Raw genomic sequence first — 25,521 nt, 5'->3', positions numbered from 1 at the left:
AAAGCGAGAAAGGGGATGGGAGCAAATGAACAAACCGCAAATTTTCAATTTCAACGGCGCACAGATTCGAACAATTGAGAAAAACGGCGAACCATGGTTCGTACTGAAAGATGTATGCGAGGTTCTTGAATTGAGCAATCCGCGCATGGTAAAGGATCGACTGCCAGAGGATGTAAGTTCAACTTACCCCCTTCAAACAGCAGGAGGCGTACAACAAACAAACCACCATCATCAACGAAGACGGCCTGTACTACGTGATTCTCGAAAAGGGGGGACGGATGTGAACAAAGAAGAGGTAGTCAAGGCCCTCATGAATCAATTTGGTGAAGACGTACCAATTGGGCGAATCGCAAAGTATGCAGAAGATGAATTTCTTATCCCTTACGAGGAGGCGGTGGTTTTAATATATGAACTTGCCTGAAATTAAGTTTGATTACTCAGTTCTTGACTCGGAGACATCTGATTATCTTCAACAAAAAGAGCAATCAATGAGAAACATCGTTAGTCAAGCTTATACCGACCTTGGAAGAGAACTAAGCGAAGCGAAGGATGCATTAGCAAAACGTGGATATGGTTGCTTTGAAGAGTGGTACACCTCTCTCGGATTTAAAAAAGATCAAGTGTATCGCTGGATCGGTCGGCATGAATTGATTCTCGCAAATTGCGAGAAACGAGAACTGATCGAGGATCTTCCTTTATCTCTTACTTATGAAATATCTAAACCGTCAGCCAACCCAGAAGCAGTGGATGCGGTTCTTTCTGGAAATATCAAAACTCACAAGGAATACAAGGAGTTGGTGAAATCCCTCAAAGCCGCCGAGAAAGCGGCAGCGGAAGCCGAAAAACGCGCTAAGCAAGCGGAGGCGGCCCGGCAGTTGGCCATCCAGCAGCACACAGAACAGCAAGAGAAGCTTCTGGCGCAGATCGACGAGTTGAAGAAGCGCAAGGGGAGATCCAAGGAAGATGAGGAGCAACTTGGCCGACTAATCAAGGAAAATGCAGAACTCACAGCCGCAAAAAGGCGACTGGAGGAGGAGATGGCGGAGCGAAACTTGACCATGGAAAAGCAGCTCCATGATCTCCGCAAACTGCAAGAGGCGCTGAACAAAACCCGAGGCGTCGTAGAATCATCTCTCGGAACGGCGCTGGCGCATCTGGCAGCTATTCCAGATAGTAAAGAAGCTATTGAAACATTGACGATCTTTTGGTCGAACCTACTCAAAACGTTGGAACGTAATCGCAAGGATTTATCAGAACTCATAGGAATCGAATTGGAGGTGTTAGGAAGTGGGACAGATGGAAATCGGCGTGTACGATCCGCAACTGTTATTGACATTGAAACGGGAGAATGAACGACTTAGACAGTCAGCCCGGAAACCTCGCCGGGAACAGCGAATGTTACAACGGCGGGCTAAGGAACGCGTTGCGTTGCTGCTCGGCGGGAAGGACAGCCAAGATTATTGGGCCTACAGCAAGGAGTATTTCCAGGAGCTTTGGAACGGGTTTTACAAGAAGTTTGGTGTCCGATCCTACTGGGACACGCTACTACACGATTATGACCGGGCTCTTGAGTGGATCGGGGAATGGACCCCAGCGGCCAAGGCTGAACCAGTCACCACCTGCTTCCTCTGCGAGGAACGGCCCGGCACGCTGGACACCGACGACGGCCCGATTTGCGAGACATGTGCGCAGATCATGGGAGAACTGGCCCCTTAGGATTTATTCGCTCTTTGAAAACTTGATATGCAACACAATCCAAACGAAAGGCGGGCGTCTATGCAAACAGAGTCGCTGAGCGCAACCATACGAAAGGTGGGGATGGAGCGATTAAAAAATTCGCTAGAGGGTGCGGGGATTCTGGAGCTTTCGGAAAACATCGGGGAATTAAGTTTTCTCCCTAAAAAATTAGCACTCGCAATCGAACGCCCTTTTAAAGTTTTGGAAGATAAGGAATTTAAGGAAGATGTTTTGCTGGAGATAGAAGCCCTCAAACTTATTTTTTCTGCTATGGACTGTTTGCGGGAATGAGAATAAGCAACCAAACGAAAGGATGGTGGACATGGACGACCAAAAAGAAGCAACCGCCAATGAAACGGCAATGGCGGTTAACACGAAAGAACCTGGAATTTTGTTTGCCTTAATACCCGACGACGAGACACGAACAATGACTCTTTCCCCTATGGGCGAAGGGGAAACGGCCATCAAGCTTACCGAAAAAACGGCAAAAATCTTAATCTCTATGCTTGATCGTCAAATCCAAGAATGGAGGCGAGCAAAGTTGAATGAGCAAAAAGAAACCGCCGTTGGAGCGGCGGCAATAGATGAGTTTCACGAATTGGTAAAAAAAATTGAGTCTTGCATGTTGGAAAGCGGATTGCCCTATAAGACCGTGATAATGGCCTTGGACAAAGTACGAGAGAATTACAGATGCAAGGGAATCAACTTTTTGAACAAGGTCAACATACGGGCTGTTGAAGGGGAAGATCACCTTCAGCGCTAGTCTAATCTGTGATATTCGTGCTCATATGCGCTATGAAGGTCTTTAACGATGTTGCTTAATTCGATAATCAGTTCATGGTAATCCAACTTTGTGATGTCTTGGCGGGCACACAACAACTGGATGGCCAAATCCCCGAGGCTATCTCTTACAACAACACTAACTTGACGTAATGCTTGATTATTTTCGTCATAGAAATCCATTTTACACGCCCCTTTCTCGAATCGGTAAGTCTGAACACCTACCTATTTCGACGTGGGGGAGGGAAATCCTACCAGAAAGGATTGTGATAATGTGGCGATCTTTATCCACTCAACTCATCGCGTTCCGGCTCATCTGTATCGGCAATTTGCTGCGGGCACTCTAAGCCCACTACAGGGGCCGGAGCTGGTTAAAGCCTTGCGTGACAACGCGGAGTTGGTGCAAAAGATCGACGGATTGAAAGAAGCAGCATACGTAGCCGAGTGTATCAAGAATAAGGACCTGGTCCGTTACTTTTGCGACAAACTGTATGAATTGGAGGCGCAGAGCTTATGAAAATGATTCGAATGAAAATGGCCTTCTTCCTTTTCCTGCGGGGCAAGTTGGAGGCGGAGGGGCGCAGCAAAATGGCAGATTGGGCGCTACGGCAATACCGGAAATACCGAATGATGCTTAGCCTGTTGCGCAAGCCGCTGTTAGACCGCCGCGACGACATTGACCGGCTGGGCCTCGTCTTTCGAACCCTTCGGATTCGACCGCAGCGCGGGATCACATTTGAGGAGTTTGTCCGGCAGGTCCAGTCCGGTGCGTGGACGCCTTGAACCTCGACCGCTTCTCTCAGCCGCTATGGGGCGAGCAGCAGGCCCAGCAGCCGCAGGAGGATGAAATAGCCGCCTACAAGCGGGAGCGTGACGAGAAGATGGAGGAAGCCCTGGAAGGAGGTGAGGAGGACGATGGGAGAAGCTGCTGAAATGGCCCTGGAAGGCTTGCTGTGCGAGTGCTGCGGAACGTTGATCGATGGCGATGAACCGGGTTATCCGCGACTCTGTGAGGACTGCGAAAACGACTGATTTTCGCTAAGCCTATTATTTTTTTGCCAAAATCGGGTTTCTGAACCCAAGAATCAAGCGAAAGCGAGGGAAAGGCATGGATGATCAAACGCTGCAATACATGGGCGAGCGGGTTGATAAAGCTCGTGAAATCAAAAAGAACATCGAGATCTTGGAGGATTTTATCAAGTACAGCGAGCCTTGTGAAAATGTTGAACTTACTTCCGGAAACAGGAGCGTCGAGATTCAGAAATGCAGGTTCAAACGCCTTGCAGCCAGCGCCAAGGTCGCTGTCCTGAACCAAGTAGTACAAGAAATCGAACTACTCAAGCAAGAACTCGCCGAGCTTTAGATTCAGGAAGGGAGGTGAACCGCATGGACCAACTGCAAAAAGCGCTGATCGCCTTATCCGAGGCGCTGCAAGAGGTGCAAAAGCTGGATAACAGCCGCGAGCGCAGCGTAGCTATCACGCACATTGAAACGGCGGAGCTTTGGTTAGGCAAATTGGAAGAGCAATAAAAAAGCCGCCCAAAAGAGAGCGGCCAATAAGAAATATTCCAACCTCAATATAACACAAGAAAGCGAGGGACGTGAATTGGCAAAGCGAATTGAATTCATCCGGCTGGAGCTTCAAAACTTCGCCGGGACCCGTAAAGTGGATGTCAATTATGGCGACATAACGAAATTATCCGGCCAGAACGGGGAAGGGAAAACAACGATCGGCGAGGCGCCTGCTTGGGTATTCTTCGGCACAGACCTGTTCGGCAAGACATGGAATCCGTCTCCAACAACCTACGACTTTGACGTTGTCCGGGCCCGTCTCACCATGAGCTTAGACGGCGAGGAGAGGGTTTTCGAACGGGGAATTGACGGCGGGGACACGGTTTATCTGATCAACGATGTTCCGGTCAAAGCAAAGGAATACGCGGCTGCTGTGGCCGACCTATTCAACAAAGAGGATTTTCTATCCCTTTATAACCCGGGGTTCTTCTTCACCCAACACTGGACTAAGCAGCGGGAACAGATCCTCAAGTATACCGTTCCGCCGGCGAAGTCCGAAGTCCTGGCCGAAATGAGCCGGACTGATCCAGGGCAAAAGCCGAAGGACATTCCGCTTAACCCGGCCGCGGCGAAGCTCGACGAGTTGACCAAGAAGCATTCGCTCGACGATCTCCAGAAGATTCACGGCGGGACTGGCGGGCAGAAATCGAAGCTTGAGAAGCAGCACATCGCCGCGCAGAGCCGCACCAAAACGCTACAGGAACAACTGGACCGCCTGCCGGATGGGCCTGCAGACATCGAGGCGGCAAAAGCCGAGTCGGCTGCGCTGCTGGAACAGATCAAAGCAATTGAGGGGCAGATTGAGTCGGCCAAGACGGTTAACGAAAGGCGGTCCGCGTTACAGGCGGAACTCGTTGCAGCGCGGCAGCAAGTAGAGGCGGCCAAAGATCGATACATGAAGGTCTACAACGAACCGATTGAGGACACCTGCCCGAGCTGCAAGCGACCGCTGGACGACGAAGCGGTCAAGGCGGTAACCGACAGCAAAGAGCAGCGGAAACACGAACTCCACGCCGAGCATGCGGCCCTGGTTGCCAAGCGGAAGGGGTTGGAGGAGCAATTGGCCGCCATGGACCCGGTCGATGTCTCCAAGCTGTGGGGCGACATGCGCGAGCTCGAGCGGAAGCGGGACGAGTTGGAGGATTCGATCAAAGCCCAAGAGGGACGGCAGCAGCTACAGGCGGACGTAGACGCAGCCAAAAAGGCCGAGGCCGACACGCTCGCCAGCCTGAAAGAGTCCATTTTCATCTTGGATGCGATCAAGGCATACCGGGCCAAAGAGGCCGAGCTGCAGGCGGGAAAGGTCCAGTCGTTGTTCGCCACTCTCCAGATCAGGCTCTTCAAGTACGTGAAGACCACGGGCGAATATGAGCCGGATTTCTCGATCCAGATGGCGGGGAAAGACTACGCGACGCTCTCAACCGGCGAAAAGATCGCCGCAGGCCTGGAACTTACGGAAGTGCTGCACAAACAATCCGGCCTGATCGTCCCGACCTTTATCGACGGCATCGGGGAGTATACGGGCGAGATTTCGATCTATGGGCAACTGATCACCGGGCGGGCCGTTGAAGACCAGGAACTCAAAATCGAAACGGAGTCGTTGTCATGAAACAGGGCAAGAACCCCACTCGCCGCCAGCTTAAGATGCTGGCTGACCACGTTGCTACCCCGTCGGACTGGTTGATCAGCAAGCAGGAGCCGGACAGATGGCATTTGATTCAGCGCTATACCGGCAAAGTCAAAATCATTTTCTTTTAGGAGGCACGCAATCATATGGCAAATAATCAGCTTACTCTTACCCCCGAAATTCAGGGAGCCTTTCAGCCGGCCGTTTTGGATGTGATCAGAACATCGCTTTGCCCAACAGCATCGGATGCCGAATTCTTGCTCTTTGCTCATAAGGCGGCATCTTACGGGCTGGACCCGTTTAAAAACGAAATCTTCTTTATTAAATACGGCAATCAGGCTCGCATCCAGTTCGCGGCGGAGGCTTACCTGTCCAAGGCGCGGGAAAAGGACGGATTCCAGCCGCCGGATACGCAGGTGGTTTGCGAAAACGACGAGTTCAAAGCTCGCAAGATTAAACGGGAAGACGGATCGGACGACTGGGAAATTCTTTCACACGAAATCTCGTTCCCGCGCGGCAAAATCATCGGCGCGTATTCGATTGCTTATCGTGACGGATTTCGTCCGGTTACAGAGTTCGTTGACAAAGAGCATATCGCCCATATGTACACCGGCCAGAACAAAGACAACTGGAATAAGTGGGAGCCGGACATGATCGGGAAGCATGCCCAGCAGCGGGCGCTAAAAAGACAGTACGGCCTTGAATTTGGTGACGAAACCATTGAGCAGCCGCAGGCAGATTCGGCCCCACCAGTTCGGAAGGACATCACCGAGGAAGTCAATGCCGCAGCTGCCGCTGAATCCACTAAGGGCGATCAAGAGAAAAAGCCAAAACAGGATGCGCCGGCTGATGAAGTTTCCGAACTCAAAAAATGCCGGGAAAAAATGAAAGAGAATTTTTCAAAATTGGGCATCACCACACCAGAAGGCATGGAGGAATACATCGCCAAACACGGCAAGATCAAAGGCGAAAAACCTACGGTAGCAGAATATAAGGCGCTTCTGAAGGTGATGGACCTCCACATTGCCGAGAAGCAGGCGGCCGATGACGTCCTCCCGCTCTGATGTCGAGCAACTCGACCTATTCGGCGGCGCTGACCTTGGCGGCGAAAAGCCCCTGAACGGCGTGTACTACGAGAAGGAGACGGATATGTTCGTTTCCTTCTCCCGGGGCCGCCGCTATAAAGAATGGCCGGCGAAGGGATGTACATTTGACAGGAGTTGGCAGGAACGAATCAAAAGGGAGAGGAGCATTTAAATGCTTGAACGACTGAATAACTACAATTGGAGAGAAGCATTTGAAGCCGCCGGCGCTCCGGAAGTGGTGCAATTTGCGAAGTCTGTTTTTACAGCACCATTCAACCGCGAGGATGTGGCGGAAATCATCGCAATCTCTGACGGCAAAAATGATGGACCTAATTGGATTGGAGTTTTCCGGCTCAAAGATGGCCGATTCGGCACCGTTGACGCTGGATGCGATTATACCGGATGGGATTGCCAGCAATGGGGCTCTGCTGAAGTGGCCGGGAGCTTAGAGGAAATAATCAGATTCGGCCTTACAAACGAACAACGGGAGCGGCTGGGATTATCCCTGCCACCATCGATGCCATGAAAGTCGAGATTCTCGCGACAGGGAGCGACGGCAACTGCATCCACTTACAAAGCGGCTCTACCGGAATCCTGATCGACGCGGGCAAGTGGAAGCGTGACCTTGAAAAGCGGCTGCTGGCGCGGGGCATCAATGCAGCGACGGATATCCAAGGCGTATTCATCACCCACGCCCACGGCGACCATATCAAAGGCCTTACGCTGGCTAATAAGTACCGCATGCCGGTTTACGCAACGCATGGGGAATGGCAGAAGATCAGCGGTGTAGATGAGGAACTGCAGCGGGTCCTTGAAACCACATACAGCAAGTATGACACGGTCGAACTTGGCGGCCTGCACGTGTATCCATTCCAAACCCATCACAACACCCTGGAGCCTGTCGGATACGCCGTAGAGGACGACATTGGGAACCGCGCGTGCGTGGTATTTGATACAGGTCACATCGATGACGAGATGCTCGCCATTATGGAAGGCAACATCTACATCATAGAGGCCAACCACGACCTGGAGATGCTGCTGGCGGGGCCCTATGACGACTATCTCAAAGACCGGATAGCGGACCCGCACCGGGGGCATCTGAGTAACGACCAAACTGCTGCGGCTCTGCAAAAGCTGATCAAAGGCCGCGGCGAGCGGATTTACTTGACTCACTTGAGCAGCAATAACAACACGCCGGAGCTCGCCTCACAGGCGGTGCGGATGGCGCTGTTTGAAAAAGGATTCATTAATAGAAGAGATTATTTTCTGGAGGTGCTCTAATTGCTTTCCAATATCACAGTTTTCGACTTCGAAACGACCGGACTTGATCCGGTAAATGAGCGGGTGATCGAAATGGCGGCCATTCGAGTGGTGAATGGCGAAATTACAACTGGCTTCCATACCCTTGTAAAACCAGGACGTGAACTGACACCGAAAATCACGGAAATCACTGGAATTACTGATGAAATGCTCACTGATGCTATGGACGAATCACTCGCTTTTCGGATTTTTCGGAACATCATGGGGGACAGTCTTCTAGTTGCCCATAACGCGGCGTTTGACCTCCAATTCTTGCACCATACGCTTCAGAGATTGGCCGGGAAATCATTCTCAAATCCATTTATCGATACTCTCACCATTAGCCGCGAACGTCATACCTACCCTCACAAGTTGACTGACATGTGCGCTAAATACGGGATTGTACTAGATGGGGCTCACCGTGCGTTGAACGATGTTATTGGTTGCTGGGAGTTACTCAAGGCTATGCATGCTGCTGAACCGGTGGATGTTTTTCTGAATAGGTTGGGCTACTTAAGTAAATATGGTCCGCCTGATTGGGTACCTGAACATGCAACAATCTTTGGAACGCAAAACAAATACGAAACTCGGGAGGTGGTTTAGGTGCCAATGGTCTTAATCACGAATGATACAAACCATTGGACTTGGTATCGCGGCAAAAAAGGGGAGCTCTTCCCGGTTTCGTACATCAAGGACTCGCATTACTTTGTAGCCGATGATGACGGAGATGGAATGGGTGTACATTCTTCTGACGGTGAGCTCCTCTACACCGAAGCCGAATACAACGCGATCCGGGGGCAACTCGACCAGGCGAGCGAACATAAGCGTTTTGCCGAGTCCGTGGCCAATCAAAAAATAAACGAATGCAATAAGCTGCGCCGGCAGCACGACAAAGCAATTGACGATCTGGCCAGGCATGCGAAGGAGTTGGCGGGTTTAAGACAGGAACGCCAGATGCTCCTGGAAACGATCGAAAAGGCAGCCGGGGAGCAACCGTTGATGGAGCTGCCGCGGGATGTGGTAGATGCACTCCAGAGCTTTTTCGATGATGGTTATGATGTTGACCATATCGTTAAGTGCTTGCTACGAATCTCATCTGGGCACAGTTTTCCTCGGCTTGAGTCAATAAGAGAGTATGCCGCGGCACATGGGTATGAATTCATCTGTGCTCTTGCCAACGGCTACACCGCCGAGAAAACGCCGGAGGAGCGGCTGCGGGCCAAGGTTGAGGAACTGCTTTACAAATGGCTTGATTCCCCGGTTGATGACGCTGGCGCCGAAGAAATCAGCCAACTCGCCGGCCAGATCGTGGAGCACGCGAAGGAAATTACAACCTGAACGTTGGTGAGGAGGCATGGCGGACGTCCAGAAGGAAAACGGGTTTACCCCGGTGGCTCATGAACTGATTGAAGCAGCGGCTAAGTTCAAATTCAACGCCACTCAGTTCAGGATCATATTGATTGTATGGCGTTACACATACGGTTTCCACCGGAAAGACCATGATTTCTCACTCTCCTTTTTGCAGGAGAACACAGGCCTCCCGGAGAGCTCGATCAAAAGAGAGACTTCAAACCTTATACGCTATAACGTCTTGGTCGTCACTCAAAAAGAAACGAGTGTTAAACCGCGGAGGCTGTCCTTTAACAAAAATTATGATGAATGGGAAATTCAAAAAAGCGGTGATTCGATGGATGAACAACTTGATCTGTTCTCGATTCCCGGGGTATCAGATTTGAACCCCCCTAATGATGGGGATAGGGGTATCAGATTTGAACCCCCTGGGGTATCAGATTTGAACCCTCAAGAGCCGGTTTTGGGGTATCAAAAGAGACCCCCAGATAAAGATATAAGTTCTTTAAATATAAGTTTTAAAGATAAAGAAGCTCTCTTCGATGAGTTTTACAAAATCTATCCAAGAAAGGTGAGTAGAAAAAAGGCCCAAGAGTCTTGGAAGAGATTATGTAAGCACAACTCATTTAATCCGGACGAAGCGATCGCCTTTACAAATAACTTCGTAGAAACCTGCAAGCTGCTCGAGACCGAAACCAAGTTCATTCCATACCCAGCCACCTATTTAAACCAAGAGAGATGGAAGGACTATCCTACCGTTGATCCTGAAGGATTGGCTTCGAGCAATAACGATACGCTATCCGAAAATCTGGACTTCTTAAAAAAACAGATGGGGGGTGCCGGCGTTGACGGAGAACGAGGTCAGCTTAATTCTGGCGAAGGCTACTGCGGCCTTCCCGAACAGCGCCCCGAATCTTAGCAAGAACCCTGGCATATTCCGCCTGTGGTGCGAAATGCTTGCCGATATCGACGGGGAAAGGGCGCTTCGGAACCTGAATCATTACATCCAAACGAAGCACTTTTTCCCGGAAATCTCTGATATCGTACGGGCCGATCTGGAGGAGCAAACCGACTATGAGCAACAGAAGCTCGAAACCACTCTGCTCCTTGAACAAAAGGAGAATTGGTGGGAAAATGCCACTCCACCACCTGAGAACATCTTAAAGAAATGGGGTGCGCGGCGATGAACGGACTTTACGAAGCGGAAACGGCAGTCCTGGGGAGTTTCCTTCTCCAGCCGGATTTGATAGATGATTGCTACCTGACGGCCGACGATTTCGGTGCAGATGAACGGCATTCCCTGATTTTCCGGTACATGAAATTTGTCTACGAGCAGGATGGGACGATCGACCTTACACTCATGGCCGCGCGCTCCGGGTCCAAAATGATGCGCATGGGCGGCATTTCATACCTTAGTCAATTGTCTTCCTCCGTTCCGACGGCGGCGCGATTCGAGCAATACCAAGCAATCATTCGAAATGCATACATTCAGCGCGAATCCGCCGCGGTAATGGAGGCCATGGCCGTAAAAGGGCAGCAGGACGGAATAGACGTTCAAAAGCATCTTGCCGATGCCCGGGCGAAGTTGGAAGAACTGGCCGAGCTCGCCCCCAAGCAGAAAGGTGCCGGGTTGATCAAAATGGCGGACGTGCTGGATGGACACATCGAGGATATCCAGGAGCGGGCTAAAAAGAAGGGTATGACCGGGCCACCTACGCTGTCCAAGAAGCTCGACAAAATGACAGGTGGCCACCAGAAAGGTGATTTCGTGATCGTCGCAGCGCGGCCGAGTATGGGGAAAACGGCTTACATGGGGAATGATGCCATAGCCGTTGCTCGCTCGGGAGCAATCGCTGGGATATTCTCGGCGGAGATGAAGGCGATCACCGTTACAGAGCGGTTCATCTGCTCGCTGGGCAATCTCGACAGCCATAAAATGCGGTCCGGTGGCTTCTTGGATACCGATTGGGAGAAATACAGCTACGCACGGGATGAACTCGACCGGCTCCCGATCTACATTGACGAAACGCCTGGAATGACGCTGCAGCATATCCGCAGCGAGGTCAAACGCCTGGTTAAGGAGAACCCGGGAAAACGGATCGTGATCTACATCGATTACCTGCAGCTGATCCCGTCCGGGATGAAGTTCCCAAACCGGAGCGAAGAGGTGTCTTATGTCAGCCGCAGTTTAAAGCTTATGGCCCGGCAATACGGCATAACGGTCGTTGCATTAGCCCAGCTTAGCCGGAACGTCGAGCAACGCCCAGATAAGCGACCTATGCTTTCGGATTTGCGGGAATCCGGTTCGCTGGAACAAGATGGCGATATTATCATCTTCCTTTATCGGGATGACTACTACAACAAGGATTCGGAGAAAAAGGGCATCGCTGAGGTGATCATCGCCAAAGGGCGGAATATCGGCACCGGAACCGTGGAAATGTGGTTCCTTCGCCAGTTCTCGAAGTTTTCTGATGAAGAGCCTGTAAAGAAGGCTGGGTGACGGAAATGGCAAAAATACCTGACCGGATCGACAACGACGAGGAGTTTAACGAGTTGTGCAGTCGGATGGTGAAGTGCGCGGAACTGATCGAGGACCCGCTGAGCACTCCGAGGGAAGTGGCTGCGTACAAGTCCGCCTATGATCGGATGTGGAAAGTGGCCGAAGAATACAGGCTCCGGGATCGGGGAGTGAGTTTTTACCCGGGCGCCGTCACTCCGCCGCCTGAAACCGCACTCGCGGCCGCAAAGCAGCCGGCGAGCAAACAGGAAGCGGCTCCGCCGGACGAACCGGACACGGGCAAGAAGGTCGATATTGGGGCCTGGCTGGATGATGATTGAAAGGAAGGTGAACTGAATGAGAGATTACGATTTTCGTGGGAAAACCATGAAGGAACACGGGCTACTTCCTGCGGGAAGCTGGATATATGGTGGAATTTATATCGATTACTGCTACGGTGCACGCCCGGATGGGATATATCAAATTGTGAATTGGAACAGCGGCGGCCCGGGAGGATTTACTCAACAGCTTGAAATTGATCGCAAAACGGCTGGTCAATATACCGGAAGAATGACTTGGGACAAGAAAAGGATTTATGAGGGAGACGTCTTATATTTCACAATCTTCGATTATGACGGCGGCGATACGCAGCATAAAGGCGTTGTCAAATGGGTTGATGAGCTCGCTTCGTTCATCCTTGCCGAATCCATGGACAGCAACGAAGGGTACTGGCTGTACTTGGTTCTCGACAACGACGACTCCGCCGAGAAAATCGGCAACATCCACGACAACCCCGAGCTGCTGGAGGTGCAGGATCAATGAATATTCAGCGGGCTAAGAAGCGGGAACTGCTCCAGGTCGCTTTGCATGAAGAATGTGACCTCGCCATGAAATACGCAGCTGCTCGGGAACTCCAGCGTCGGGGGAAATCGAGATTTCCGGAAACCGTTCAGAGGTATGACGATCGGGAAAAGCGGATCATCGCGGATCTCTACATGAAGGGTTATCGGCTTAGGGATATTGCTCGGCGCTTTGGAAGGAGCAAGCAGGCGATTAAGGATAAGCTTCAGGAGATGCACCGGGAGGGGCTGCCATTCCGGACAATCGCGATGTGGACCCGGAGCGGATATGAGCCCCGGCAAAGGGCGGCGGTCAAATAATGAGGATAGTAGGAATCGACCCGGCGACGCATACCGGGGTGGTTATCCTCGATGTTGCGGGAACCCCGATCCTTGAAACGGTGCTGGTCGGGAAAGGAAAGTCCGCTCCGGGCGGAATAACCCAAGAGCAGCGGGTATCTTTGGAAAACCAGCTATACCGGATCCTGCAGCCGGGGGATGTGATTATGAAGGAAGGCATCGGCTACGCCACCGAGAGGATTGTCACCACGGCCAAGATTCACGGTGGCCTTGAGAGCATGATCACCCGGAAGGGGCTAACGTTTGACGAAGTGGCGCCGGATGCCGTTAAGAAATTCGTGCGAGTCAGTAACTGGGTAGGAGAAAAGGGAAGCAAACAGCGGCTTAAAGGGTCAGCCAAGAAGAAGGTTATGGCGGCCGCAGCGCTGGAGCACTTTGGCTACTCCAACCCCAGCCATGACGTGGTGGACGCTTACGTAATCGCCAAAATCGGCGAGGCTGTGTATCGGGTGCGGAACGGTGGGAGCCTGGACGATTACCCGCGGATCTATCAGCGAGAGGTAGTCTGGTCCATCGTCGATCCGGACGGATATGAAAAGTACAAGGAAGCACAAAAAAAGAAGTCCAAATCGAGCAAACGGCGCGGGAAGCCTGCGGCGGCGGACGGTCACACCCAAGTGACGGAACAAGCGTTCTTATTTTAACGGAAAGGAGGCTGATTCCATGCCTGATATTAGCTTTGAACTTAAGGACCGCATTCACCAGCTTATGGAGGATAAGCACATTTCACCGGGGGAAGCGCGGGTACTGGATGTGTTTTTCGTAAGCAGAACGCGAAAGGAAGCGGCGCGACGGCTGGATATCGAGGTGGATTCCGTGAATACAATCCTTTCCCGACTCGTTAAACGCGGCGTACTGATTAGGTTATCGCCTGGCGAACTGGCGATTACGGATGATGATGGTACGATCCACCGGCCAGAGCCGGATACACCGCCACCGCCGCCCAAGGAAGTACCTTTGGTAATCTCGGCTGCCGAACGCAAATGGATGCTCAAAAACTACAAGAACTATACTCGGTCGGAAGCAGCTAAGGCGCTCGGCCGCAGCAAATACGATATCTGCAGGATGGCCATTGCGCTTGGGCTTGATAGGAAGTGAAGGGGAGTGTCCGCATTGCAATACATTGACTTTCTTAAAACCAAAATCGAGATAGCCAGGGAGACGGGCTTTGTAGTCTCCCTGGATGAAATACATCCCGTACTCAAGCCACACCAGCGGGACGGGGTTGCCTGGGCACTCCGCGGCGGCCGCCGGGCGCTGTTCGAAGCCTTCGGACTGGGAAAGACAGTTCAGGAGCTGGAGTTTTGCCGGCTGGTCGTGAAGCATCGGGGCGGAAAGGCACTAATCGTCCTTCCGCTTGGCGTGAAGTTGGAGTTTGAAAACGACGCCTTGAATCTGCTGGGGATGGTAAAACCGGAATACGTCCGGACCATGGCGGAGGTAGAGGCCGCCGCCGGCTCCATCCTTCTCACGAATTACGAGCGGGTTCGGGACGGCGACATCGATCCGACATATTTCACGGCCGCGGTGCTGGACGAGGCGAGCGTACTGCGCGGATACGGCACCAAGACATACCAGACGTTCCTCGACAAATTTAAGGGCGTGCCTTTCAAGCTGGTCTGCACCGCCACGCCGAGCCCGAACAAATACAAGGAGCTTATCCATTACGCCGGCTTTCTGGAGGTCATGGACACTGGCCAGGCGCTGACGCGGTTCTTTCAGCGGGATTCGACCAAGGCCAACAACCTGACGCTGTACCCGCATAAGGAAACGGAATTTTGGCTTTGGGTATCAACCTGGGCGCTGTTTATCACCAAGCCGAGCGACTTGGGATATTCAGACGATGGATATGACCTGCCGCCGCTGGATATCCAATATCACGAGCTGCCGGTCGACCACAGCGAGGCCGGAGCAGAGCGGGATGGACAATTGCTATTGCTCCGGGATGCGGCCATGGGACTTAAGGATGCGGCTCGGGAGAAGCGGGAAAGCATTGGGCAGCGAGTCGCCAGGGTGGTGGAGATCGTCAAAGCCAATCTGCCGGAGCAGGTTGTTGTATGGTGTCACCTGAACGACGAGCAGGATGCAATCGAGCGTGCGCTGGCCGCCGAAGGAATCTCCGTCGCCTCGGTTTACGGCAGCCTGCCGCACGACGAGAAAGAGCAGCGAATCCTGGATTGGAAAGCCCGGAAGTACACCGTTCTCCTGTCCAAAGCAGAGATTCTCGGCTCGGGGGCAAACCTTCAGCAAGGCCATATCGAAGTTTTTGCCGGCATCGACTACAGCTTTAACGACACGATTCAGGCGGTTCACCGGATTTATCGGTTCGGCCAAAAGCATTCGTGTGAAGTCCACTTTATCCACATGGAGAGCGAAGTCGAGATTATGAAAACCTTGCTCGAAAAGTGGCGGCAGCATGATTATCTGGTCGGTAAGATGGTCGAAATCATCAAGAAATATGGGCTATCGGGGACATCAGTTCTCGACAAGCTGGCCCGCACGATTGGAGTTGAGAGAGTGAAATTACAAGGCGAACGCTGGACGGCCGTGAATAACGATTGCGTACTGGAGGCGGAGAGCATGCCAGCCTGCAGCGTCGATTTGATTCATACGTCCATCCCGTTTTCAAACCACTACGAATATACGCCGAGTTATAACGATTTCGGCCACAACGAGGATACAGAGCGGTTTTTCGAGCAGATGGACCACCTGACACCGCAACTGCTCAGGATCCTGAAGCCCGGCCGGGTGGCGGCGATCCACGTGAAAGACCGGGTCTTGTTCGGGAATGCGACTGGCGACGGCATGCCGACCATGGAAGACTTCCATGCGGACTGCATTAAGCACTACAAAAAGCACGGTTTCCGCTATTTCGGGATGATTACGGTTGTAACGGATGTGGTCCGGGAAAACAACCAGACTTACCGCCTCGGATGGTCGGAGCAATGTAAGGACGGCAGCAAGATGGGCGTCGGTTGCCCTGAGTACATCCTGTTATTCCGCCGGCTGCCGAGCGACACAAGCCGAGCATACGCCGACGAACCGGTCACCAAAACCAAAGAGGAGTACACCCGGGCGCAATGGCAGATCGACGCGCATGGGTATTGGCGGTCCAGTGGTGACCGGCTGCTTACGAAGGATGAGCTTGCAGCAATCCCAGTCGAAAAACTGCAGGATGCCTATCGGAAATACTCGAGGGGCAACGTCTATAGCTATGCCGAACACGTGGAGCTTGCGAAGAAGCTGGACCGGGACGGAAAGCTGCCGGCTACCTTTATGGTAGTTGCTCCCGGATCCTGGACGGATGAGGTGTGGGACGACATCAATCGCATGCGGACGCTCAACACCACGCAGAGCCAGCGCCGCCAGCAGATGCACGTCTGCCCGCTGCAGCTCGATATCGTGGAGCGGATCATCAACCGGTACAGCAACCCCGGCGATCTTGTATTCGACCCATTCGGCGGCCTGATGACGGTACCTTATATGGCGGTCAAGATGGGGCGGAGAGGGTACGGAATTGAGCTCAACGCCGACTATTTTCGGGATGGCATCGGATACCTGAAGGCTGCTGAGGCGGAAGTAGAGATGCCCACGCTGTTCGATCTTGAGGATTTGGCATGAAACAGCTTACCCACGACGAATGCATGACGCTGCTGGCTGGTATCCAGGCAGCTCCACCCGGTGACTGGACGCACGATCTTACCACCATACTTGACGGCCCGGCCCGATTCGTCGCCCGCGTCGTGATCCCGGATGGGCCGGAGGTGGTTTACTTCCGGCATCCGGACGGGGCCGGGGCATGGCCGGCCCCGAATTGGGATCGGTTTGCGGTGCCGCGGGTGGCGCAGCAGCCGCCGGAAGAACCCGAGCAGTTGGCGCTGTTCTAAGGAGGAAGCGACTTGGCCGGCGAGCAAAAGAACGAAGCGGCAAACGTCATTGACTACCGCGCCCTATATGATCGGCTCAAGGATATATCAGCAGCAAAATGGACCCGGGAAATTGAGATGTTTTCGCGGTTGTATTACTGGAAACTAAACGATCGAAGGGAAAGGAATGGTGAAATGTGAGCGATCAAAATAAAGGCCTTTATAACAAATACCAGATCATCAATCGAGAGACGGGGCAGGAGGCGGCAGGCAACTATTTTGTGCTTAAGCCGGCCAAAGACCCGGCGGCACGGGCGGCGCTTCTAGCTTATGCCGAAGCAACGGATAATTATCAACTTGCCGCAGATATAACCGTATGGGTTTCAAGCCTACCGGATTTCCTGGAATGTGACTGGTGCGGCGAGACGGCAACAGAGTTGAGCTATCCGCACATGTTCGACCCAGCCATAGGTAAGCGGATGTGCCGGAACTGCTGGAACCATGACCGCGAGGTCTATAAAGGGGCTTATGGCGAGGACATTGGGGAATTTAAGCCGATCCAAAGTGACAAGGAGAGCGATAAGCATGAAATGGCCTGAATCAATCGCACTCTGCGTAATGATTATCTGTGTTGCTGCTGTGCTGATCGTAATGCTTAGGTAGACCAAAATGAGAGGATTGAGATAAATGGCACTTACCCTTGAACAAATGTACGAAATGCAGAAGCAGCTCGACGCCCGGATCATCCGGGAGAAGGGGTTGGAAGGTCGGGATCTGTTGCCGAATACGGTACTGGCCCTGCAGGTAGAGATCGGAGAGCTAGCGAACGAATGGCGCGGGTTTAAGCATTGGAGTAATGATCGGGAGCCGAGATACGAAAAACGGACCATTGCTTTTCGGGATAAGGAGGACGGAACGGGTGACGCGTTTGAGCATGTAACATATCCGCTGCTTGAAGAATACGTCGATTGCCTGCACTTCTTTCTTAGCCTGGCGCGGCAGCTTGATCTTCCGGCGGATGACCTATACGTCTGGGAAGAAGATCCGGAAGTTGAAACAAATATCTTATTTATTGATTTGTTGCACAATGTCGGATTAATTATCGGCGACCAGTTCTTATACCAAAAACCGGAAGATGTGAAGAAATGGCGTAGGGATCATCTTCGGTCATCGCTATTTATCTTCTACGCACTCGGGGAGAAACACCTAGGTTTCACCTTCGACCAGATCGCCGATGCGTATGTCGCCAAGAACAAAGTCAATCACCAGCGACAATCGAATGGGTATTGAGGAGGCGCGGGTATGAGTGAAGCACCTAATCTAAAATTTGACCCCAATAATCGAGCGCATGCCTTTGTTGTAACTGGGATGATTAAAATGGTCGAGAATGACGGCCTTACCCCACGTCAAGTGTTCCAAGTGCTGGAGGATATCAAACGGCAGACTTGGCAAGCTTTGGCTGAGATTTATGGTGAGGTGAAGCGGGATGCTGGACAAGGGTCTTAAACGGGAATTTTGGTCGCCGGAGCAGATCGCGGAGCACTGTAAAAAGATCGGAGCCGACTGGCCGCCACCCAAGAAGGTAATCGAGAGCCAACTTAATACCACGGCGCCGCAGCTATCCTCTAAGTCCCGGAAGTACCGGAAACGGGGAGGCGAGTATTAGATGATCATCTTTTTATCCATCATCGCCGGTATATCGTTCGCGGGAACGATCGCCGAGGGAGATCGGAATAAATCGTTCGCGCAAAACCTGGCCATGATCTGCTGCGCGGCGATCATCGCAATCGCAATTATCGTGATGAATCGATAGAAAGGAGAATTGATCTATGAGTTGGTTGAGAGTAAACATCCAAACAGAGGTAGGTAGTGGGGAGCTGGAAATTGATTCTGCCACTCCGGAAAATAAACAGCACATCATCGAGGGATTTATGCAGGTGTTTGGTGTTAAGCCGAACACTTCCAAGCCGCCCATTCCACAGAGTACTGAGTCACCGCCTGTTAAGAAGGTACCCGCCCCTAAGACTCAGGAGTTGCTACTTACTGAGAAGAAAGTCGACGTTCCGGTGGCTGAAAATCCAGAGCCGAAAGCCAATCTTCAAATAGTTAAGCCGCCGTTGATTGGCTCGAGCAGGACGCTAGAAACGCCTATTGGTGAACTGGTTAGCAAGTCATTAAAGGCGGAACATCAGCCCACTGATTCGGTGCCAGACCACTACAAGACGGGGATTAAGTACAAGGATGGTGTCCCCCATTACCGCTGCCGGTACTGGTGCAAGAATCCAGACTGCAAACACAAAGGAAAACATTACATTACCGAGGATGAAACGAAAGTTTCTTGTCACGAATGCGGTGAGGAGCTGAAGGTCCGTCCTGCAGCCGAAAGTAAATTGCAAAGAGATGACTGGGGAAACTTCTTCATTGCTGACCATCCGGTCCAATCCAACTGAAATTATTCAATAAATCATTCCGAGAGGGGAAATTAAAATGTCTATCACAATCAAAGCCTTATTTAATAAACAGACTCGCGATAGCAAGAAGGAATCCATGACTTTTTGGGTCAAGGGTGAGGACGAGGACAGAGAAGAGCTTCGGGCGCTTTCCCGGAGCGTGGTTACACTCGAACTTGATGGAGTAGATGGAGTTAGTGTTGAGGCAGAATTTAAGAAACTTAACCGTGACGACAAGAAGACTGTCCTGGAGTTTGAGGTCAAGGGCGGAACATCCGAAGAGAGCAGCAGCGCCTTCTACAGCCGATCTGGGACGGACGTGACCCTGACGATCGCCAAGACTGGTCAATCGCTTGAAGAGTTCAGGGAACATCAGAAGAAGTATCGCGAGGGATTGAGAGGGAAAATCAATCCGGACGGAACGGTTGAGGTGGAGGATCCTAACCAGGCAAAACTTGATTTCGGCGAAGAAGATGACCCTATGGCTGGAGTTGATTCCGAATCGGATGTTTTGCCGTATTGATTGCCCGCCCCGGCTTCGGCCGGGGTATCCCCTACGATGGAGGTGAGCGCGTTTGGAGCAATTAAGCTTTCTCCCGGAAATCGATCGAAGCAAGACGCAGGAGGCCGTGGAGCGCGCGCTGGAACAATACAGATATTATAAATTTCTCACGGAAGATGAGGAGGAGCGGGAGGCGAGCACGACGGCAAGCTACAGCTTATCTCCCCGGGGTTACACAGGTACTACCAGCGACCAGACAGGGGATATCGCTGTCCACAACGTAGATAAGCAGATTCAACGGAGAAAGTATTGCGAGCGGATAGAGAGGGTCGTCCGCCGGATGCCTCGGATGGAACGGTTTCTGATCGAGGAACGATATTTGACCAAGGAACACGACTACATCACCGATCAGCACGTGTACAATTTTGTGTTCCAGCCGCCGATCAGCTCAGGGAAGTATGACAAGATTCGCTGGAAAGCCTTCTTCAAGTTAGCCTCCAATCTGGATTTGATAGTGGAAAAAACAGGTAATGAGAAACGAGAAGGGGCAAGTTAGCCAAGCCCCTTCTCATACCCTAATAGTGGGTGATAAAACATGGGGAAAAGCAAAAAATCCTTCACGATCAGGTATCATAGGGTGTGTGATCAGGAAAAGTCAGATGAGATTATCCGAGCATTTGCCAAAAGAGCGATTATGAAAGCACTAGAAAATAACGGGGCTGTAGCGTACAATGTGGATGATGTTTTGCGAAAATACATTTCGGGGGAAATGCGTAATGGTCATGAAAGATGATAGAGCATATGTGCGTGTATCCACGTTAAAAGATTCGCAGAAGGATAGTCCAGAACACCAAGAAGCTTTCATTCGTGAACGTGCAAGCCGGGAGAATATAACAATCTCAAAAGTGTATGAAGATCGAGACACAGCTACAAGTATTGTGGCTCGGGAAGATGTGCAGGAAATGATAGCAGATGCGAAAAGGGGCGAAATCAAATCAATCTGGTTCGCCTCTCTCTCGCGTTTTAGTCGGGATGCATTGGATGCCATCTCGCTTAAACGGATTCTTGTCAATGCTTTAAAAATCAGAGTTGTGTCCATAGAGGACGGATACGACTCGGCCGTGAAGGACGACGAGCTGCTTTTTGGGATCAAGTCCGTTGTCAACCAAAACACAAGCGGAGATATAAGTCAGTCGTCTCGTAGAGGAATCAGGCAGTCGGCGGCCAAGGGGAATTACATAGGATCTATTCCTCCTTACGGTTATCGAAAAGTGGTTGTTGATGGGAGAAAGACGCTGGAGGTCATTCCAGAGCAGGCTGAGATCGTAAAGAAGATATTTGAGCTTTATCTCAATGGGAATGGCGAGAAGAACATCGTAAATTATCTAAACGGAGACAACGAGAAGAACACCCCAATCCCGTCATATCGTGGCGGTGTCTGGGGATTAACATCAGTACAACGCATTCTCCAAAACGAGAATTACACCGGATACACTGTCTATGGCCGTCATACAACGGAGGTTTCATACAATGACTTATCGGACCTCATGGACAGAGGTAAAAAGCTCGTGATGAAACCAAAATCAGAATGGCAAAAGACGCCTTTTCAGACACATGAAGCAATCATCTCAAAAGAGGTGTTTGACCGCGCCCAGGAGATTCGTTTGCTTAGAGGCGGAGGGACCCGCGGGGGAAGAAGATCCTTTGTTAATGTCTTTTCAAAATTCATCTTCTGCGCAGAGTGCGGTACGGCCATGGTTTCGATGGGATCCAAAACAAAAAATAAGAACGGCAAAGATTATCGGTACCTGATGTGCTCGCGGCGACGGAGAACTGGTGAGATTGGATGCTCCAATGGTAAGTGGCTCCCGTACTACGAATTTCGGGACGAGCTGATTAAGGACATTTTGGAGAGGGTCCGGGAATCAATTCGGGTGTTGGAGGAAGAGGGCGCATCCGAAATCAATTCTCAGCTGCCTGAGAGCAACACGGAGAAGGACAAACGAAAGTTGGAAAAACGGATTGAGGAAAACCGGAAGCTCTTGTTTGAAGTACGGCGCCAGCATATGTTGGGTGAAATTGACGATGCTCAGTATGAGTTTGAAAAAGCACAATATGAAAAGGAAATATCGGAGTCGGAGCATCGCTTGGCTATCATTGAGGCTAACGAACTCAGGAGCCTCGATCGTGAGAAAGTCATTCGAGAAACTAAACAGTATCTAAAAGAGTTGACTGAAATGACAACATACGATGATGTTGAAAAAACACGCATGTTACTCATGCATATGGTTAAGAGAATCGAGGTCAATAAGGATGGAGAGGTGGACGTCGACACATACGTTTAATTTTGCGTGCTTGATGACACATCACGAATGTCATGCAAAAGTTGAATGTCAAAGGTCGCGCGCAGGCGGTTGTCGAGCTGATCAAGCTTGGGGAGTTAAAAATCTAACGGTATTCTATATGGCTGAACAGAAAACCGTAAACCTTCTTTTTCATTCCGTCTTTGAAGCGGGAGGGAGAGGAGGTTTTTTTGTTTTGTCGGGGGTGGCCGCTAGCCCTCCCTTTGAACCGACATATTGTCGCAAACAAAAAAGCCGTCCGGGTCCGGACAGCTTTTGTTGGATATTCGGCTTACAGCGACTTGAGGTAATGGACGATCGTCAGCAGCCCCTTGTCGAAGTTCTCCAGGTTGAAATGTTCGTTCGGGGCGTGCAGGTTTTCATCCGGCAGCCCAAAGCCCATCATGACGGCCGGGGCGGACAACACGCGCGACAGCGTTTCGACGATCGGAATCGAGCCGCCGTCTTTGGTGAACAAGGCGCGGGTCCCGTATACGGCGGCGTAGGCGTCTGCCGCTTTTTGCAGCATCGGGTCCGACGGATCGATCGAGAAGGCGCGGGCTTTTTCGGTAGCCTTGACGCTCAAGGTCGCGCCAGGCTGCAAATGCGCGCGCAGGTGGCGTTCGATCCGGTCGATCGTGGCCTGCGGGTCCTGATCTCCTACGAGCCGGCAGGTGATTTTGGCGTGGGCTTCCTTCGGCAGCACCGTTTTGGTGCCCTCTCCTTGGAATCCGCCCCACACCCCGTTCAGCTCCAGCGTCGGACGGGCGCCTGTCCGTTCCACGAAGGAATAGCCTTCTTCTCCGTACAGCGTCTCCAAGCCGAGGTCATGTTTCAACTTCTCTTCGTCAAACTGCTGCTTGGCGAATTCTTCCCGCAATTCCGGGGTCAGCTCGGGCACCCCTTCATAAAACCCTTCTACCGTAATGCGGCCTTTCTCGTCATGGAGAGAGGCGAGCAGAGAGACCATCGCATGCAAGGCGTTCGGCACGCCGCCGCCAAATGTGCCGGAATGCAAATCGGTGTTGGCCGTATGAAGGGAAATCTCCAGTGCGCACAATCCGCGCAGGCCGATGCAGATCGCCGGTTTGCCCGGGGCCAAGAGCGCGGTATCGGAAATCAGAATGCAATCGGCCGCCAGCTTCTCCTGATTCGCTTCCAGGAAGGAAGGCAAGTTGGGGCTGGTGATCTCCTCTTCGCCTTCGATGCAAAACTTGATATTGACCGGCAGTTGCTGCTCCTGCTTGAGGAGCGCTTCCACCGCTTTGATGTGCATGAATACCTGCCCTTTGTCATCGGTGGCGCCCCGGGCGTACAGCTTGCCGTTCCGGATCGAAGGCTCGAACGGAGGCGTCTCCCACAGATTCAGCGGGTCTACCGGCTGGACGTCGTAATGCCCGTAGACCAGGATGGTCGGCTTGCCCGGAGCGTGCAAATGCTCGGCGTAAACTACCGGATGCCCGGCGGTCGGGTGGATTTCCACGCCTTCCATGCCGGCCCGGCGAAGCGCGTCGGCGATCCATTCGGCCGCTTTCAGCACATCGCCTTTATGTTCGGACAGCGCCGAAACACTGGGGATTTTCAGCAATTCCCCCAGCTCGTTCAAATGTTGTTCTCGATGCTTGCTAAAGTAAGATTGGTAGTCCATCGTTTTTTGTTCCTCCCGAACTGGATTTACCAGTATATTCTACACCTTTTTTGCCAAGAACACGAATGACGGAAACAGGATTTTGGGGGTTTTTGGCGGATAGCTTAAAAATAACTTAAAAATCGCCCTCTGTTTTTTTATCCTTATTTAAGGTATACCCCGACGATTTCTGTTAAAGTCAAGAATATGGTTAAAAAGTCTGCTATTTGAAGAAGGGAGTAAAGAACATATGGAAGACAAAGAGAAGAAGGAGCTGGAAGCGGCCGACGAGGCGGCGCCAAGGCCGGAGGACGAAGCGGCGGAAACGGAAGAAACTGCGAAAACAGCGGATACAGCCGATAAGGCTGAAGGACAAGCCCGCGGCACGGATGAACCGGCTGGGCAGCGTAAGCAAGAAGGCGAGGGTAAAACAACGGGCGGCGCCGTAGAGCTGACGAAAGCGGAATATGACCCGGCTCTCGACGCGCAGCATACCGCCGAGGATGCCGGCGGGCGCGATGGCGAAGACGTTCCGGTGATGGAGGCCGAGGATTTTTCGGAGCAGGGAACGCCGGTGCAGACATCAAATGGGGGCAAGCTTTGGCCGATCGTTTCGCTGGTGCTGGCCGTTTTGCTCGTCGTCGTGCTGATCAAGCCGCCGTTCGCGGCGAAAAAAGCCGAAGCGGTCGCTACGGTCAACGGCGTAGAAATTACGAAAGACCAATTGTATAACAAAATGGCGGCGCAAGGCGGCGAGCAGGTGCTTTCCGGCATGATCGACCAGGAACTGATCAACCAGGAAGCTAAAAAACAGAATATTACGATCACCGACGCCGATATCGATGCGGAAATCAAAGATACCTATATCGCTCAGTTCGGTTCCGAGGAAGCGCTGAAACAGGCGCTCGTTCAATACGGGATGACGATGGACAATTTGCGGAGCGAGATTGCCAATCAGCTGAAGCTGACCAAACTGCTCGAGCCGCAAGTGAAAGTCACCGACGACCAAATCAAGCAGACGTTTGAGACATATAAAGAATCCTTCAATACCCCGGAGCAGGTTCGCGCATCGATCATTCTTGTGAAAACGGAAGACGAAGCGAAGAACATCATCAAACAGTTGAATGGAGGCGCGGACTTCGCGGAACTGGCGAAGAGCAAATCGCTGGATACCGCGACGAAGGATAAAGGCGGGGATATCGACTTCTTTGCCCGCGGGCAGCAAGAAACGGCCATCGAGGATGCGGCTTTTAAGCTGGCCAAGGGCGAAATCAGCGATCCGGTGAAAACAAGCGGGGGTTATCAGGTTATCAAGGTAACCGACCGCAAGGAAGCGCACACGGCTACTCTGGCAGAGGAGAAGGAAAAAATCCGCAAAATGCTGGTAAGCCAGCAGGTTTCGCAAATGTCGGACGCCTGGCTGCAAAACCTTCACAGCAAATCGAAGATTACGAATACGCTCACGGACGCGAACGGCGCCGCTGCAGCGCAATAATATGAAAATGTCGCAAGTTTGTTGGATGGAGCCGCCGAAGCAATAACGTTTCGGCGGTTTTTTTCGAGTATAATAAGGATAGAGCAATGCAGT

The 25,521-nt window shown here is 51.9% G+C and carries 41 protein-coding genes and 1 pseudogene; 40 read left to right on the top strand and 2 right to left on the bottom strand.

The window, feature by feature from the left end:
* The first annotated feature begins 25 nt into the window (after nt 1-25).
* The 5 genes from NYE69_RS28255 to NYE69_RS28235 are packed head-to-tail and all read left to right on the top strand — an operon-like array spanning nt 26 to nt 2,500.
* Nucleotides 26-421, top strand: a complete 396-nt coding sequence (locus NYE69_RS28255) for a BRO-N domain-containing protein (RefSeq protein ID WP_340929207.1) — start codon at nt 26-28, stop codon at nt 419-421.
* Entirely contained in the window at nt 408-1,352 is a 945-nt protein-coding gene (locus NYE69_RS28250) for a hypothetical protein (protein WP_340929203.1), read from the top strand. Before NYE69_RS28255 ends, NYE69_RS28250 begins: the two co-directional genes overlap by 14 nt.
* Entirely contained in the window at nt 1,297-1,716 is a 420-nt protein-coding gene (locus tag NYE69_RS28245; RefSeq protein ID WP_340929200.1) for an ORF6C domain-containing protein, read from the top strand. Before NYE69_RS28250 ends, NYE69_RS28245 begins: the two co-directional genes overlap by 56 nt.
* A 60-nt stretch (nt 1,717-1,776) precedes the next feature.
* The gene (locus NYE69_RS28240; protein ID WP_340929198.1) at nt 1,777-2,028 is read left to right on the top strand and encodes a hypothetical protein; all 252 of its coding nucleotides are present in this window, start codon (nt 1,777-1,779) and stop codon (nt 2,026-2,028) included.
* A 31-nt stretch (nt 2,029-2,059) separates the two neighbouring features.
* Nucleotides 2,060-2,500 (top strand): hypothetical protein, encoded by a 441-nt coding sequence (locus NYE69_RS28235; protein WP_340929197.1) that lies wholly within the window; start codon nt 2,060-2,062, stop codon nt 2,498-2,500.
* On the opposite strand, the gene NYE69_RS28230 is transcribed toward NYE69_RS28235, so the two are convergent.
* Nucleotides 2,497-2,700 carry a hypothetical protein gene (locus NYE69_RS28230; RefSeq protein ID WP_340929195.1) on the bottom strand — a complete coding sequence of 68 codons (204 nt, stop codon included), beginning with the start codon at nt 2,698-2,700 and terminating at the stop codon, nt 2,497-2,499. The two genes, NYE69_RS28235 and NYE69_RS28230, sit on opposite strands and share 4 nt — an antisense overlap.
* A 91-nt stretch (nt 2,701-2,791) precedes the next feature.
* Here NYE69_RS28230 and NYE69_RS28225 point away from each other — a divergent pair, with 91 nt between their 5' ends.
* From NYE69_RS28225 to NYE69_RS28060, 34 genes and pseudogenes are all read left to right on the top strand, one after another.
* A complete protein-coding gene (locus NYE69_RS28225; protein ID WP_340929193.1) occupies nt 2,792-3,034 on the top strand; it encodes a DUF7667 family protein in 243 nt (80 codons plus the stop codon).
* On the top strand, nt 3,031-3,300 hold the full coding sequence (locus NYE69_RS28220) for a hypothetical protein (RefSeq protein WP_340929191.1): 270 nt from the start codon (nt 3,031-3,033) through the stop codon (nt 3,298-3,300). Before NYE69_RS28225 ends, NYE69_RS28220 begins: the two co-directional genes overlap by 4 nt.
* Entirely contained in the window at nt 3,288-3,449 is a 162-nt protein-coding gene (locus NYE69_RS28215; RefSeq protein ID WP_340929189.1) for a hypothetical protein, read from the top strand. Before NYE69_RS28220 ends, NYE69_RS28215 begins: the two co-directional genes overlap by 13 nt.
* A 176-nt stretch (nt 3,450-3,625) precedes the next feature.
* On the top strand, nt 3,626-3,880 hold the full coding sequence (locus NYE69_RS28210; protein WP_340929187.1) for a hypothetical protein: 255 nt from the start codon (nt 3,626-3,628) through the stop codon (nt 3,878-3,880).
* Complete coding sequence (locus NYE69_RS33815) at nt 3,781-4,047, top strand: Acb2/Tad1 domain-containing protein (RefSeq protein WP_445744795.1); 267 nt, start codon at nt 3,781-3,783, stop codon at nt 4,045-4,047. Before NYE69_RS28210 ends, NYE69_RS33815 begins: the two co-directional genes overlap by 100 nt.
* Before the next feature lie 76 nt (nt 4,048-4,123).
* Entirely contained in the window at nt 4,124-5,698 is a 1,575-nt protein-coding gene (locus NYE69_RS28200) for an ATPase (protein WP_340929183.1), read from the top strand.
* The gene (locus tag NYE69_RS28195) at nt 5,695-5,847 is read left to right on the top strand and encodes a DUF6906 family protein (RefSeq protein WP_340929181.1); all 153 of its coding nucleotides are present in this window, start codon (nt 5,695-5,697) and stop codon (nt 5,845-5,847) included. Before NYE69_RS28200 ends, NYE69_RS28195 begins: the two co-directional genes overlap by 4 nt.
* Before the next feature lie 15 nt (nt 5,848-5,862).
* Entirely contained in the window at nt 5,863-6,780 is a 918-nt protein-coding gene (locus NYE69_RS28190) for a RecT family recombinase (protein ID WP_340929180.1), read from the top strand.
* Nucleotides 6,761-6,973, top strand: coding sequence for a hypothetical protein (locus NYE69_RS28185; protein WP_340929178.1), 213 nt, complete (start codon nt 6,761-6,763; stop codon nt 6,971-6,973). The genes NYE69_RS28190 and NYE69_RS28185 overlap by 20 nt, the downstream gene beginning before the upstream one ends.
* Nucleotides 6,974-7,327, top strand: coding sequence for a hypothetical protein (locus tag NYE69_RS28180; protein WP_340929176.1), 354 nt, complete (start codon nt 6,974-6,976; stop codon nt 7,325-7,327).
* Nucleotides 7,324-8,082 (top strand): MBL fold metallo-hydrolase, encoded by a 759-nt coding sequence (locus NYE69_RS28175; RefSeq protein ID WP_340929173.1) that lies wholly within the window; start codon nt 7,324-7,326, stop codon nt 8,080-8,082. Before NYE69_RS28180 ends, NYE69_RS28175 begins: the two co-directional genes overlap by 4 nt.
* Complete coding sequence (locus NYE69_RS28170) at nt 8,083-8,703, top strand: 3'-5' exonuclease (protein ID WP_340929171.1); 621 nt, start codon at nt 8,083-8,085, stop codon at nt 8,701-8,703.
* Nucleotides 8,704-9,438: a hypothetical protein gene (locus tag NYE69_RS28165; protein WP_340929168.1), complete on the top strand. Its 735-nt coding sequence runs from the start codon at nt 8,704-8,706 to the stop codon at nt 9,436-9,438.
* A gap of 16 nt (nt 9,439-9,454) precedes the next feature.
* Nucleotides 9,455-10,369: a replication protein gene (locus tag NYE69_RS28160; RefSeq protein WP_340929166.1), complete on the top strand. Its 915-nt coding sequence runs from the start codon at nt 9,455-9,457 to the stop codon at nt 10,367-10,369.
* Nucleotides 10,296-10,637: a hypothetical protein gene (locus NYE69_RS28155; protein ID WP_340929163.1), complete on the top strand. Its 342-nt coding sequence runs from the start codon at nt 10,296-10,298 to the stop codon at nt 10,635-10,637. The genes NYE69_RS28160 and NYE69_RS28155 overlap by 74 nt, the downstream gene beginning before the upstream one ends.
* Entirely contained in the window at nt 10,634-11,950 is a 1,317-nt protein-coding gene (gene dnaB, locus NYE69_RS28150; RefSeq protein WP_340929161.1) for a replicative DNA helicase, read from the top strand. The genes NYE69_RS28155 and dnaB overlap by 4 nt, the downstream gene beginning before the upstream one ends.
* A 5-nt stretch (nt 11,951-11,955) precedes the next feature.
* Nucleotides 11,956-12,288, top strand: a complete 333-nt coding sequence (locus NYE69_RS28145) for a hypothetical protein (protein ID WP_340929159.1) — start codon at nt 11,956-11,958, stop codon at nt 12,286-12,288.
* Between the two features lie 145 nt (nt 12,289-12,433).
* Entirely contained in the window at nt 12,434-12,769 is a 336-nt protein-coding gene (locus NYE69_RS28140; protein WP_340929157.1) for a YopX family protein, read from the top strand.
* Complete coding sequence (locus tag NYE69_RS28135) at nt 12,766-13,107, top strand: hypothetical protein (RefSeq protein WP_340929155.1); 342 nt, start codon at nt 12,766-12,768, stop codon at nt 13,105-13,107. The genes NYE69_RS28140 and NYE69_RS28135 overlap by 4 nt, the downstream gene beginning before the upstream one ends.
* On the top strand, nt 13,107-13,790 hold the full coding sequence (locus tag NYE69_RS28130; protein WP_340929153.1) for a hypothetical protein: 684 nt from the start codon (nt 13,107-13,109) through the stop codon (nt 13,788-13,790). The genes NYE69_RS28135 and NYE69_RS28130 overlap by 1 nt, the downstream gene beginning before the upstream one ends.
* Before the next feature lie 19 nt (nt 13,791-13,809).
* Nucleotides 13,810-14,244 (top strand): MarR family transcriptional regulator, encoded by a 435-nt coding sequence (locus NYE69_RS28125; RefSeq protein WP_340929151.1) that lies wholly within the window; start codon nt 13,810-13,812, stop codon nt 14,242-14,244.
* Nucleotides 14,245-14,250: 6 nt separating this feature from the next.
* On the top strand, nt 14,251-16,767 hold the full coding sequence (locus NYE69_RS28120) for a DNA methyltransferase (RefSeq protein WP_340929149.1): 2,517 nt from the start codon (nt 14,251-14,253) through the stop codon (nt 16,765-16,767).
* Nucleotides 16,764-17,033: a hypothetical protein gene (locus NYE69_RS28115; protein WP_340929146.1), complete on the top strand. Its 270-nt coding sequence runs from the start codon at nt 16,764-16,766 to the stop codon at nt 17,031-17,033. Before NYE69_RS28120 ends, NYE69_RS28115 begins: the two co-directional genes overlap by 4 nt.
* Nucleotides 17,034-17,045: 12 nt before the next feature.
* Nucleotides 17,046-17,213, top strand: a complete 168-nt coding sequence (locus tag NYE69_RS28110) for a hypothetical protein (protein ID WP_340929144.1) — start codon at nt 17,046-17,048, stop codon at nt 17,211-17,213.
* Entirely contained in the window at nt 17,210-17,611 is a 402-nt protein-coding gene (locus NYE69_RS28105; protein WP_340929142.1) for a hypothetical protein, read from the top strand. The genes NYE69_RS28110 and NYE69_RS28105 overlap by 4 nt, the downstream gene beginning before the upstream one ends.
* Before the next feature lie 88 nt (nt 17,612-17,699).
* On the top strand, nt 17,700-18,302 hold the full coding sequence (locus NYE69_RS28100) for a dUTP diphosphatase (protein ID WP_340929139.1): 603 nt from the start codon (nt 17,700-17,702) through the stop codon (nt 18,300-18,302).
* 12 nt (nt 18,303-18,314) lie between these two features.
* Nucleotides 18,315-18,518: a hypothetical protein gene (locus NYE69_RS28095; protein ID WP_340929137.1), complete on the top strand. Its 204-nt coding sequence runs from the start codon at nt 18,315-18,317 to the stop codon at nt 18,516-18,518.
* A gap of 160 nt (nt 18,519-18,678) precedes the next feature.
* Nucleotides 18,679-18,825, top strand: coding sequence for a hypothetical protein (locus tag NYE69_RS28090; protein WP_340929135.1), 147 nt, complete (start codon nt 18,679-18,681; stop codon nt 18,823-18,825).
* A gap of 16 nt (nt 18,826-18,841) precedes the next feature.
* Nucleotides 18,842-19,462, top strand: coding sequence for a hypothetical protein (locus NYE69_RS28085; RefSeq protein WP_340929133.1), 621 nt, complete (start codon nt 18,842-18,844; stop codon nt 19,460-19,462).
* Nucleotides 19,463-19,499: 37 nt separating this feature from the next.
* The gene (locus NYE69_RS28080) at nt 19,500-19,985 is read left to right on the top strand and encodes a hypothetical protein (RefSeq protein ID WP_340929131.1); all 486 of its coding nucleotides are present in this window, start codon (nt 19,500-19,502) and stop codon (nt 19,983-19,985) included.
* Nucleotides 19,986-20,037: 52 nt separating this feature from the next.
* Nucleotides 20,038-20,520, top strand: a complete 483-nt coding sequence (locus tag NYE69_RS28075) for an ArpU family phage packaging/lysis transcriptional regulator (protein WP_340929130.1) — start codon at nt 20,038-20,040, stop codon at nt 20,518-20,520.
* A gap of 39 nt (nt 20,521-20,559) precedes the next feature.
* Nucleotides 20,560-20,757, top strand: coding sequence for a hypothetical protein (locus NYE69_RS28070; protein ID WP_340929127.1), 198 nt, complete (start codon nt 20,560-20,562; stop codon nt 20,755-20,757).
* Complete coding sequence (locus NYE69_RS28065) at nt 20,741-22,309, top strand: recombinase family protein (RefSeq protein WP_340929125.1); 1,569 nt, start codon at nt 20,741-20,743, stop codon at nt 22,307-22,309. Before NYE69_RS28070 ends, NYE69_RS28065 begins: the two co-directional genes overlap by 17 nt.
* Nucleotides 22,310-22,326: 17 nt before the next feature.
* Nucleotides 22,327-22,416 (top strand): annotated as a pseudogene (locus NYE69_RS28060) (helix-turn-helix domain-containing protein); the annotation flags it as partial.
* Nucleotides 22,417-22,598: 182 nt separating this feature from the next.
* Here NYE69_RS28060 and NYE69_RS28055 read toward each other — a convergent pair.
* Nucleotides 22,599-23,954 carry a dipeptidase gene (locus tag NYE69_RS28055; RefSeq protein WP_340929123.1) on the bottom strand — a complete coding sequence of 452 codons (1,356 nt, stop codon included), beginning with the start codon at nt 23,952-23,954 and terminating at the stop codon, nt 22,599-22,601.
* 229 nt (nt 23,955-24,183) lie between these two features.
* Here NYE69_RS28055 and NYE69_RS28050 point away from each other — a divergent pair, with 229 nt between their 5' ends.
* Complete coding sequence (locus NYE69_RS28050) at nt 24,184-25,428, top strand: peptidyl-prolyl cis-trans isomerase (protein WP_340929121.1); 1,245 nt, start codon at nt 24,184-24,186, stop codon at nt 25,426-25,428.
* Nucleotides 25,429-25,521: the final 93 nt, after the last annotated feature.

This window comes from Paenibacillus sp. FSL R5-0527 (assembly GCF_038008055.1).
GTDB classification, from domain to species: Bacteria; Bacillota; Bacilli; order Paenibacillales; family Paenibacillaceae; genus Fontibacillus; species Fontibacillus macerans.
Note: the sequence above shows the minus strand (reverse complement) of the source record. Positions and strands in the feature narration are given on the sequence as shown.